The organism is Hymenobacter profundi (assembly GCF_019334315.1).
Taxonomy (GTDB): domain Bacteria; phylum Bacteroidota; class Bacteroidia; order Cytophagales; family Hymenobacteraceae; genus Hymenobacter; species Hymenobacter profundi.
Genome location: NZ_JAHWGL010000073.1, coordinates 16,510 through 27,224, shown reverse-complemented (window position 1 = coordinate 27,224; position 10,715 = coordinate 16,510). Strand labels below are relative to the sequence as shown.

The 10,715-nt window shown below is 52.0% G+C and carries 10 protein-coding genes; all 10 read left to right on the top strand.

The annotated features are described in order from the left end of the window. Nucleotides 1–131 precede the first annotated feature (131 nt). The 10 genes from KYK14_RS15665 (at nucleotide 132) to bamA (ending at nucleotide 10,713) form a co-directional block, all read left to right on the top strand. Complete coding sequence (locus KYK14_RS15665) at nucleotides 132–653, top strand: CvpA family protein (RefSeq protein WP_219160117.1); 522 nt, start codon at nucleotides 132–134, stop codon at nucleotides 651–653. A 137-nt stretch (nucleotides 654–790) separates the two neighbouring features. Continuing rightward, the gene (locus tag KYK14_RS15660; protein ID WP_219160115.1) at nucleotides 791–1,414 is read left to right on the top strand and encodes an anthranilate synthase component II; all 624 of its coding nucleotides are present in this window, start codon (nucleotides 791–793) and stop codon (nucleotides 1,412–1,414) included. Nucleotides 1,415–1,418: 4 nt separating this feature from the next. Continuing rightward, complete coding sequence (locus KYK14_RS15655) at nucleotides 1,419–2,195, top strand: alpha/beta fold hydrolase (RefSeq protein ID WP_219160114.1); 777 nt, start codon at nucleotides 1,419–1,421, stop codon at nucleotides 2,193–2,195. Nucleotides 2,196–2,305: 110 nt separating this feature from the next. Further along, nucleotides 2,306–2,983, top strand: coding sequence for a CBS domain-containing protein (locus KYK14_RS15650; RefSeq protein WP_219160112.1), 678 nt, complete (start codon nucleotides 2,306–2,308; stop codon nucleotides 2,981–2,983). A gap of 175 nt (nucleotides 2,984–3,158) precedes the next feature. Further along, the gene (locus tag KYK14_RS15645; protein ID WP_219160110.1) at nucleotides 3,159–4,583 is read left to right on the top strand and encodes a POTRA domain-containing protein; all 1,425 of its coding nucleotides are present in this window, start codon (nucleotides 3,159–3,161) and stop codon (nucleotides 4,581–4,583) included. Nucleotides 4,584–4,621: 38 nt separating this feature from the next. Beyond that, nucleotides 4,622–5,515, top strand: coding sequence for an NAD kinase (locus KYK14_RS15640; RefSeq protein ID WP_219160108.1), 894 nt, complete (start codon nucleotides 4,622–4,624; stop codon nucleotides 5,513–5,515). 130 nt (nucleotides 5,516–5,645) lie between these two features. After that, on the top strand, nucleotides 5,646–6,524 hold the full coding sequence (locus tag KYK14_RS15635) for a DUF6089 family protein (RefSeq protein WP_219160106.1): 879 nt from the start codon (nucleotides 5,646–5,648) through the stop codon (nucleotides 6,522–6,524). 43 nt (nucleotides 6,525–6,567) lie between these two features. Next, the gene (porG, locus tag KYK14_RS15630) at nucleotides 6,568–7,326 is read left to right on the top strand and encodes a type IX secretion system protein PorG (protein WP_219160104.1); all 759 of its coding nucleotides are present in this window, start codon (nucleotides 6,568–6,570) and stop codon (nucleotides 7,324–7,326) included. 96 nt (nucleotides 7,327–7,422) lie between these two features. After that, a complete protein-coding gene (gene uppS / locus KYK14_RS15625) occupies nucleotides 7,423–8,169 on the top strand; it encodes an undecaprenyl pyrophosphate synthase (RefSeq protein WP_219160102.1) in 747 nt (248 codons plus the stop codon). Between the two features lie 9 nt (nucleotides 8,170–8,178). Then, complete coding sequence (gene bamA / locus KYK14_RS15620) at nucleotides 8,179–10,713, top strand: outer membrane protein assembly factor BamA (RefSeq protein ID WP_208308950.1); 2,535 nt, start codon at nucleotides 8,179–8,181, stop codon at nucleotides 10,711–10,713. Nucleotides 10,714–10,715: the final 2 nt, after the last annotated feature.

The following is a 10,715-nucleotide window of genomic DNA, read 5'->3' as shown; positions in this document are numbered from 1 at the left end:
CCTTCTCACGCTAGGACGAGTCGTTGGTACGTCTGTCGTTCTCCTGTGAGTAGATCCTTCGCAAGCTCAGGATGACAGACGCTTTGTAGGAACTCACCACTCACAACTTCGCCACTTCACCACCTCACCGCATGTCTGGCCTTGATATTCTGCTGCTGATTCCGCTAGGGGTAGGAGCCGTGAAGGGCTTTCGGCGCGGACTGGTGCTGGAAGCTGTTTCGCTGCTGGCCTTTGTGCTGGGGCTGATTGGGGGACTGGCCCTGCTGCACGACGTTATTCCGCTGGTGCGTAACTATGTGGGCGAGGCCTTCGGGATGCTGCCGCTGGTAGCGTTTCTTCTAGTGTTTGTGCTCATTATGTGGGGCGTGCACCTACTAGGTGGCTTCATCCGAACGGCCGTGCACCTGACGCCCCTGGGCATGCTCGACCACTTGCTGGGTGGCGTGGCGGGGCTGCTGAAGTGGCTACTGGGCCTGAGCTTATTGCTCTACGGCCTCTCACTTTCGGGCATATCCTTGCTCTCATCCCAGCTTACAGCCGACTCGCAGGTACTACCCTTCGTGCAACGCGCCACGCCGCTGGCTTTGCAAGTAGTAGCATGGGTGATGCCCTTTGCCGGCACGCTACTGGCAAAACTTCGGGGCGTGTTTTAGGTTGAGGGATAAAATAGTGAGAGGATGAAATAGCGAAATAGCGAGTTTGACGTTCTAATGATGCCATCTGCGCAACATGTGCGGTCAAAACGTCAAACTCGCCATTTCGCTATTTCATCCTCTCACCACTTCACCGGATGCGCCTGCTGCTGCTCGACAACTTCGACTCCTTCACCTACACCCTGCGCGACTACCTGTGCCAGGCTGGGGCCGAGGTGCATGTGGTGCGCAACGATGTGCCGCTGGCTACTATTCAGCAGCTTAATTTCGACAGCATTGTGCTGTCGCCAGGACCGGGCGTACCCGCTGCGGCGGGCGTGATGCCAGCCGTTATCGAAGCCTACCATCAGCACATGCCGATGCTGGGTGTGTGCCTTGGCCATCAAGCGCTGGGCGAGTTTTTCGGGGCGAAGCTAGGGCGGGCGGCTCGGCCCATGCACGGCAAGGTATCGATGGTGCGGTGGGTAGGGGAGGAGCCTCTGCGTTGCGGCTTGCCCACGGAAGTAGCCGTAACGCGCTACCACTCGCTGGTACTGCGAGAACTGCCACCCACTTTGCAACCTTTGGCCTACACCACAGACTCTACCCAAGAGTTAATGGCCTTCCGACACACCACCCTACCCATCCACGGCGTGCAGTTCCATCCCGAAGCCCTCCTGACAACCCACGGCGGCACTATGCTCCGCAATTGGGTCAAGTATTGTATCATTGCAAAGAGCGGTGGGGTAGAAATTTCACTTACCGACCAGACTATCCTTTGAGACGATGGAGTTGCAGATCAAGGAACGTAATCATTTTCAATACATTGATGAAGGCAGTGGCGAGGTGCTACTATTGCTGCACGGCTTGTTTGGCGCGCTCAGCAACTGGCACGATGTGGTAGACAGCTTCCGCGGCGAGTACCGCGTCATCATTCCCCTGCTTCCCATCTACGACATGCCGCTGCTAAAAGCAGGCGTGCCGGGCTTGGTAAATTTTGTAGAAGATTTCCTTGCCGAGCTGGGCCTGACCGAGCCGATGGTGGTGCTGGGCAATTCCTTGGGCGGACACGTGGCACTGGTCTACACGCTGCACAATCCTGCCCACGTAGGGCGCCTAGTGCTCACGGGGAGCAGCGGCCTATTCGAGGATTCGATGGGTAGCTCCTTTCCCAAGCGCGGCAACTACGATTTTGTGCAGCAGCGGGTGGCTTATACGTTCTACGACCCTCAAATTGCCACCAAAGAGTTGGTAGATGAGGTATTCAACGTCACGAACTCCAATGCCAAATGCTTGCGCATCATCAGCATTGCACGGTCGGCGCAGCGCCACAACCTTAGCAAGGAATTGCACAACATTCATGTGCCCGTGCTGTTAGTATGGGGGTTGAATGATACGATTACGCCGCCTGTGGTGGCGCACGAGTTCTACCGACTGCTACCTCAGGCAGAGCTGCGCTTCCTCGACCACTGCGGCCACGCCCCTATGATGGAGCGCCCTGTGGCCTTCAATCAGCTGCTCCACCAATTTCTCCACCGCACCCAACCCCAACCTGTCGATTAATTACGTATTATACCAAAACGAACGGCCGGGCTTCAAAAACAAGAGAATGCCCGGCCGTTTCGTTTACTGTCCGCGTTGCTTTCCCTACCTCTGATTAGTTCTTCCTGCCGATGCTTTCGATGATAGCCGAAGACTTAGTAAATCAAATGATTCCGCCGCTCAAGGTGTCGGACACCGCTGGGAAAGCTGCCAAGTGGTTGGAAGAATTCCACGTAAGCCAACTGCCCGTGCTGGATGGCCGCCAGTATGTGGGCCTGGTCACTGATATCGACGTTACTAATTACGAGCACCCGACGCACCAGCTGGCTACCCTACCTTTGGGCTACGCCACGGCCTACGTGCAGCGTCATCAGCATTTCTACAACATCATGGAAGCAGCCGTACAACATAAAATTCAGCTGGTGCCCGTGCTCGACGACCAGCGTAACTATATAGGCGTTGTCACTATCAGCGACGTGCTGGCTGCCTTCGGGCAGAGCCCTGACGTAGCTGGCCGTGGCGGTATTCTAATTCTGTCGATGAATGAGCGCGACTACTCTTTGTCGCAGATCAGTCGCTACGTGGAGGAGAACAATGCCAAGATTCTCAGCGCCCACGTGGCGCAAGATGAGCAGGATAGCTACAAGATTCAACTGACCCTGAGGCTCAATACGCCGCAGATGCAGCGCATCGTGGCTACGCTGGAGCGGTTTGGCTTCGTCATCACGGCGCAATTCAGTGGTGCCGAAGATGCGGTACCGGAAGATCAGGAGCGTTATGATGCGCTGTTGAAATATCTAAGTTTGTAGATAGAACAAAGTCAGGCCGTGAAAAGGCAATAGATTGCGTTGCCATTTGTGAGCATCCGGCGGCCTGATTATTGATGTGGAGTCGCTTCCAGCAGTCCCGGCGCTGCTAGCTTTCTAGCATTCCTCCGACGCTTTATTTCAACAAAAGTTGCTGGTCTGTTTACTGTCCCTACTGTTGAGCTGGCTGCCAGCACCAGCTTCCGCCATCTTCCTCCCCGATACTACGCGGGCCGCTATAGGTAGTGATAGCACGCTGCGGGCACAGTGCCCTGGCTACACGCGGGTAAAGGTAGACCAGGTACTGTTTGTAGGCAATGTCAAAACCAAAGAGCGAATTCTCCGTGCCGAACTAGACTTCCGGGAGGGCGACTCGTTGAATGTGATTGGGTTGGGTAAGCACCTGGAGGCCAACCGTCGCCGCATCTACAACTTGCAGCTCTTTCATGAAGTAGCCTTGCAGATGGTGTGCCGCGATGGCAGCATAACGGTGCTATTTGGAGTACAGGAACGCTGGTACACCTTCCCCGTACCCATCTTCTCGTTGGCCGACCGCAACTTCCGATCCTGGGCCAACCGCCCCGACCGCTGGCGTCGGGTAGACTACGGTATTCACCTCACTCGCAATAACTTTCGAGGCCGCAACGAACAGCTCATTGCCAACCTGCAACTGGGCTTCAACCGCAAGTACGAAATCTTCTACGAGGCGCCAGGCTATGGAAGGCGCCGCCGTCTGGGCTTGGGCCTGGCGGCCTCCTACTATCAAAGTCGCGCCTTGGACTATGCAACCGTGCAGGACCGCCTCGTAAACTACCGCACCGACGATGGGTTTGCCTTGCAACGGCAGTATTTCCTGGCTGGATTGCGCTGGCGTCATACCGTGCAGCGCCTGTCAGCTTTCGATGTTTCCTACCACCACGAGCGCGTGGCACCGGAGATTACGCAACTCAATCCCAACTATTACCTGGGCAATAACCGCCGCAACTATCTTGATTTCACGTTTAGCACTACCCTGAATCAGCGCAATACTTTTGCTTACCCCCTCACCGGTCGCTTCATGCAGTTAGTAGCTAGCCAGCGGGTGTTTTTGCGTACGGGTAGTCCCGGCATTACTACCTTGTACGGCACGTATGCTCGCTATCTGGCGCTAGGCCGTGGGTTCTACTACAGCGTAGGCGTACAGGCGCGGGCCCGATTCGCTCAGCGCATTGCCTACCCCGACAACCACGCGTTTGGCTACGAGGCCTTGGTGCGGGGCTACGATGCGTACGTGGTAGATGGGCGTTACTACGGCTTGGCCCGGCAAGGCCTATCGTACCGTTTGCTCGATCTGGGCCGTCTGCAACTCAATAGTATTGGTAATCCAAAGGTCAACAGCATCCCGCTGGTTTTTTATTTGAATACCTTTACCGACGCCGGCTACGTAGTAGGGCGCTCTGCCGTAGCAGAGCGTTTCCAGAATCGGTTGTCTAATCAACTACTGGCGTCAGCGGGTGTTGGACTGCACCTGGTTACGTACTACGATTGGGTATTCACAGCGGAATATGCCCTTAATGGTCGGGGTGAAACCGGCTTTTTCTTTCGCACATCTTTCCCTATCTAGATAAGCTCGGGAAGGATGTTCATTCAAAAGCGTTACCTATGAAAATTGCTATCCTGGGTAAACCATTCAGCAACGAAGCCGCACCATATTTACAGGCATTACTCAACGATTTGGCCGATCGGCAGGCCGAGGTGCTGGTCGAAACCCGGTTCTGTGATTACCTGCGCGAGCATCTGGAGCTCCCCGGTAACATAACGTGCTTTCAGCGCGGCGACTCTTTGCAAGACGTACAATTTGTGCTCAGCATAGGTGGTGATGGTACTCTTCTAGACACAGTAACCTACGTGGGTAGCCTGGAAATCCCTATCCTAGGTATCAATACCGGACGGTTAGGATTTCTGGCAACTATCAATCCTGAGCGTATTGCGCAGGCATTAGATGCATTGTTTAAAGGTCATTTTATCATTGAAGAGCGCAGCCTTATTCGAGTAGACACTGACCCCGAAGTCTTTAGTGGCATTAATTTTGGGCTGAACGAATTTTCGATCCTGAAGCGCGACACTTCGTCCATGATTGTGGTACACACGTACATAGACGGCGAATACTTAAATTCATATTGGGCTGATGGCCTAATTGTGTCGACTCCAACCGGCTCTACGGGATATTCGCTGAGCTGTGGCGGCCCGGTAATGCTTCCGCAAACAAACAATTTTGTTATCGCTCCCGTATGTCCGCACAACTTGAATGTTCGGCCACTCATCGTGCCCGATGAGAGCGTAATTTCTTTTGAGATAGAAGGACGTAGCAACAACTTTCTGCTCTCGCTAGACTCGCGCTCTGTCACCGTCGATGCCGGCATTCAGATAGCCGTACGTCGAGAAACCTTCAATGCGCATTTGGTGAAGCTAAACCACGTTAACTTTTTAAGCACCTTGCGTAGTAAACTGAATTGGGGACTAGATCGTCGTAACCCGGCCGGTATTCCAGTCTGAAACATTGATAAATAATTATTTTTGTTTTTTAAGTTCTTCGTAACCTCTACTTTTGTCGTTAGTTAAGACTACGCCATAATGGTTTTGTCACATTTCTTCTGGACCTGCATATCATAACTTCCGCTTACTTATGAAGCAAATTTTCACTCACACGCTGGCTTCACTACTGCTTATGGGGCTGGTAGCTACGCAGGCCAACGCGCAACAGTTCAGCAAGCGGAAGCAGTATAGCTCCATTGGGGTAAGCCTAAATGCAATGAACTACTTTGGTGACATTGTACCGAAAACTAGTTTGCCCAGCTTCCGTGTTGCCGCTACACGCCCAAATATAGGGGTATATTATATGCACCGTTTCGCTCCACGCATTTCTGCTAAGGTGGCGTTGAACTATGGTCGTATTTCCGGTGATGACGCGAAGGCAGCTGATCCAAACGGCGCAGACTCGCGTTATCGCTACAACCGGAATATGAACTTCCGTAACGATATTGTGGAGTTGTCTGGTATGGCAGTATTCGACTTAATCGAAAACCGTAACAATTACCTCAAGCGTCCCGACTTTGTGCCTTACCTCACGGCCGGTATTGCCGTATTTCATCATAACCCTAAGGGTGCCGATGCCAATGGTGACTACGTGCAGTTACAGCCTTTGCAAACAGAAGGGGTAGATTACAGCTTAACACAGTTTGCTATACCATTTGGTGGAGGTGTTCGTTACCGGATAAATAAAAGCTTCGACATCGGTCTAGAGCTAATCACCCGTAAAACCTTCACCGACTACTTAGATGATGTAAGCGGTACGTTTGTAGAGCGCAATACATTGGCTCCTGGTGCTGCTCAGTACTTTGGCCATGATATTACAAATAGCGTGCGCAACAACACGAGTGATTTCCCTAGCTTTACCGAGGCTGGCCAGCGTCGTGGTAAGGATGGCAACGACTGGTATACTACTTTAGGGGTTACCGTCAACTACATTCTTGCTCCCCGCGTAAAGAACCCCAAATTCCGCTAGCCTATGTAACGTAGGCTGGCTACCCTCGACCATAGCCTGTCTAATGTTTAAATCGCAACTCTTCAAAACGCTCCTTGCCTGTGGTATACCGGCGGGGAGCGTTTTTTTTGCTGGCACCGCCGCAGCTCAAAATACCAGTGAATTAGGTATTGGCGTTGGTGGTGCTGTGTATCGCGGTGAAATAGCACCATCGTACCAGTTTCGCAATAATCGGCCAGCCGTGACTGCCTTTTACCGGAAGGATATTACAAACCCCGTTACATTACGTGGGGGGCTTACCTATGGTATGCTGCGTGCCGACGATATCAACCAAAAAGGCAATAATGATGCACCACTCCCTTTGCCTGCCTACCGGCAGGCTGGGCTAAAAGGTGGACTGCTGGAGGCATCTGCTGTGATAGAATATAATTTCTTCGATTATCACGACCGAAAAGATAAAATACATTTTACCCCCTATGTATTTGCGGGCATAGCTGGATTTTACGCCAATACGCGCATCAGTACAGCCAATGCATCGTTGGCAGGAGTAATTGATAGGAGTGGAGCAATGCTGGGCTTTGCTATCCCAGCGGGGGTAGGAGTAAAGTATGCTATTTCGCCGCGCTGGAACCTTGGTGCGGAGGTTGGTGCCCGCAAGACTTTTACTGATAATCTTGACCATTTAAGCACAAAAAATACGCAGCTCAATACAAGTTCTGAGCGCGACTTATTGATTAACAGACACACGCAAGATTGGTATTTTTACAACGGTATTAGTATCTCTTACACCTTCTACAAAATCCGCTGTCCTGAAGGACAATAAAGAAATAATTAGCGGACAGAACTGAGCAGCCAATTGTGAGGGGAGGGTATGCAACCATTTGCGTAACTTGCAGCCTCCTATACGCAAAGAACAACAATGGCCGCTCGGTCCGAAATTGACCTTCAGAAATTACCCGCGCACGTTGCCGTTATCATGGATGGCAATGGCCGCTGGGCCAAGAAAAAAGGTGGCTTACGCATCTTTGGGCATCAAAGCGCCATTACGGCTGTGCGCGAAACGGTGGAAGCCGCCGCAGAGCTGGGCATACGATTCCTGACCCTTTATGCGTTTTCCACTGAAAACTGGGCACGCCCGGCGCACGAAGTCACGGCACTGATGCAGTTGCTAGTGCATACTATACGGCAAGAAACACCTACCCTGTTGAAAAACGGGGTAAAATTACAAGCAATTGGTCAGTTGGACAGCTTGCCTGCCAGCTGCCAAAGAGAATTAGCAGAAGCCATTGAGCTAACGCAAAAAGGGGAACGTACCACATTGGTACTGGCGCTGAGCTACAGTGGCCGGTGGGATTTGGTACAGGCTACACGCCGTTTGGGTGCGGATGTAGCAGCCGGCAAGCTGCGAGCAGATGAGGTAACAGAGCACACTATTGCTAGTTACCTCAGCACGGCTGCAATGCCTGATCCGGAATTATTGATCAGGACGAGTGGTGAGCAGCGTATCAGTAACTTTTTGCTCTGGCAACTTGCTTATACTGAATTATATATAACTGATTTGCTCTGGCCAGACTTTCGGAGGGAACATTTTTATGAAGCCATCCGCGAATATCAACGCCGGGAACGGCGTTTTGGGAAAACCAGTGAGCAGTTAACCGTTTCGTAATTTCTTCGAATGACCTCTTTTTTCAACCAGCTTCGCTGGCTAGCTGCGCTATTAGTGTTACTCGGCGGTGCCATAAGCAGCGCTCCTACGCAGGCACAAACTGCACCTCCTAACGATGGGGCAGAACACTACGTGCTAGGCGGCATTACAGTAAGCGGTGCGCGCTACTTGGATAATAATACGCTGATTGCGCTAACAGGTTTAAAAATTGGTGACCCAATTTCTATTCCTGGTGAAGAAATCGGTAAGGCAATTCGTAAGCTGTGGGACCAGGGCATTTTGGGCGACGTGAGCGTATCAACCACAAAAATTCAGGGGAACAAAATCTTCCTGGATTTCAACCTGAAGGAGCGGCCGCGTTTGTCGCGCTTTGAATTCACAGGTATCAGCAAAGGCCAAGCAGATGAGCTAAAGAATAAAATCAAGCTGATTCGGGGTAAGGTGGTAACGGATGCCTTGCTCAACAACACGCGCACGCAGGTAAAGAAGTTCTACACCAACAAGAGCTTCCTCGATGTGAAAGTGAACATCACGCAGCGGCCCGATTCGGCCTTGTCGAACAGCGTTGTGCTGGTGATTAATGTAGATAAAGGCGACAAGATCCGGGTGCGTGATATTGCTTTTGAAGGCAATGAGGCCTTTTCCGATAGGAAGCTGAAAGGCAAGCTCAAGAAGACGAAAGAGAAGAAGCCGTATAAGCTGTTGACCTCCGGGAAATTTCAGCGAGCTGAATATGAGGAGGACAAGCAAAAACTGCTCGACTTTTACAATGCCCAGGGATACCGCGATGCTATCATCGTTTCGGACACGCTAATCCGCAAAGATGATGGTCTGGCGCTGCGCATCACGGTGGATGAAGGACCAAAATACTACTTCCGTAATATCACGTGGAGCGGTAACTATCTCTACGACGACAAGACCTTAGCCTCAGTGTTAGGTATCAAAGAGGGTAGCGCGTATAGCAAAGAAACGCTGGACAAACGCTTGAACTACAACCCGACTGGTCAGGATATCACGTCGCTCTATATGAACGATGGCTATTTGTTCTTCAGTATCGAACCGGTAGAAACCAAGGTTGAAGGCGATTCAATTGATATTGAGATGCGCATCAACGAAGGTGTGCAAGCACGGGTGAAGGACATCAATATTGCGGGCAACACGAAAACTAGTGACCACGTAATTCGGCGCGAGATTCAGACGCTGCCAGGCGACAAGTTCAATCGGGAGTTGCTGATTCGTACGCAGCAGCGCCTATCGGGACTGGGCTATTTCGACCCGGAGAAGGTAGGGATGAACCCTGTGCCAAACCAAGCTGATGGTACTGTAGACATTAACTATACGGTGGAAGAGAAACCTTCCGACCAGATTACGCTTTCGGGTGGCTGGGGTGGTTATGCAGGCTTCATCGGTACGGTAGGTTTAGTCTTCAACAACTTCTCGCTCCGCAAAGCTGGTACGCTTAGCAACTGGCGCCCTGTGCCTGCTGGCGACGGACAGCGTTTGGCCCTGAACGTGCAAGCCAACGGTTTGCAATACCAAGCTTACTCGTTCTCCTTTACAGAGCCGTGGCTGGGTGGCCGCAAGCCCAATTCGTTCTCCTTTAGTTTGAACAAAACAATTTCGCGCTTCGGAACCAGCTTCGACCCTACGACCGGCCAGTTCATCAAATCGAACAGCGCAACTGTGGCTCTAGGCCGGCGCCTTCGTTTCCCCGATGATTACTTCACGCTCAGCAATTCGGTATCGATAACGCAGTATAAGTTTCAGAACTATCCGCTGAACATCCGGAACAGCGCGGTGTCGGAGCTAACCACAGGCGACGCAAACAACTTTGTGTTCAATACTACATTGGCTCGTAACAGCATCGACAATCCTACCTTTACCCGTCGGGGCTCTTCGCTGTCGTTGTCGTTGTCGCTGACACCGCCTTACTCGTTATTCCCAGGAGCTCATCCTAACTCCACGCAGTGGCTGGAATACCATAAGTGGATGTTCGATGCCTCGTGGTTCACGCCGCTGGTAGGCAAGCTAGTATTGAACTCCCGCGCCCACTTCGGTTTCTTGGGTGCTTATAATGGCAACCGTACGTTGGGGCCGTTTGAGCGCTTCAAACTAGGTGGATCGGGCCTGGGCTACGGTGGTGCTTCCAACTTTATTGTAGGTACTGAATACATCGGTTTGCGCGGCTACGCCGACCCGAATGATCAGGAAGCTATTCCGACCGCACAAACGGCAGATAACGGCGGTATTGCCTACAATAAGTTTGTGATGGAAATGCGTTACCCTGTGTCGTTGAACCCGGCCGCTACGGTTTATGTTCTGGGCTTTGCAGAGGCTGGCAATGCGTTCAACACCTACTCGCAGTACAACCCTTACAAGCTGTATCGTTCGGCGGGCATAGGCGCCCGCGTATTCATGTCGGCGTTTGGCTTGCTTGGGTTTGACTATGGCTACGGCTTTGATACGGTACCAGCTACTGTAACGAATCCTGGCACAGGTCCGAAGGGCCGCTTTCACTTCATCATTGGTCAGCAGATTCGTTAATC

Excerpts from the sequence above, each read along its gene's own strand:
- KYK14_RS15665 (WP_219160117.1), top strand. The coding sequence starts at position 132 with ATGTCTGGCCTTGATATTCTGCTGCTGATTCCGCTAGGGGTAGGAGCC.
- KYK14_RS15660 (WP_219160115.1), top strand. The coding sequence starts at position 791 with ATGCGCCTGCTGCTGCTCGACAACTTCGACTCCTTCACCTACACCCTG.
- KYK14_RS15655 (WP_219160114.1), top strand. The coding sequence starts at position 1,419 with ATGGAGTTGCAGATCAAGGAACGTAATCATTTTCAATACATTGATGAA.
- KYK14_RS15650 (WP_219160112.1), top strand. The coding sequence starts at position 2,306 with ATGCTTTCGATGATAGCCGAAGACTTAGTAAATCAAATGATTCCGCCG.
- KYK14_RS15640 (WP_219160108.1), top strand. The coding sequence starts at position 4,622 with ATGAAAATTGCTATCCTGGGTAAACCATTCAGCAACGAAGCCGCACCA.
- KYK14_RS15635 (WP_219160106.1), top strand. The coding sequence starts at position 5,646 with ATGAAGCAAATTTTCACTCACACGCTGGCTTCACTACTGCTTATGGGG.
- porG (WP_219160104.1), top strand. The coding sequence starts at position 6,568 with ATGTTTAAATCGCAACTCTTCAAAACGCTCCTTGCCTGTGGTATACCG.
- uppS (WP_219160102.1), top strand. The coding sequence starts at position 7,423 with ATGGCCGCTCGGTCCGAAATTGACCTTCAGAAATTACCCGCGCACGTT.
- bamA (WP_208308950.1), top strand. The coding sequence starts at position 8,179 with ATGACCTCTTTTTTCAACCAGCTTCGCTGGCTAGCTGCGCTATTAGTG.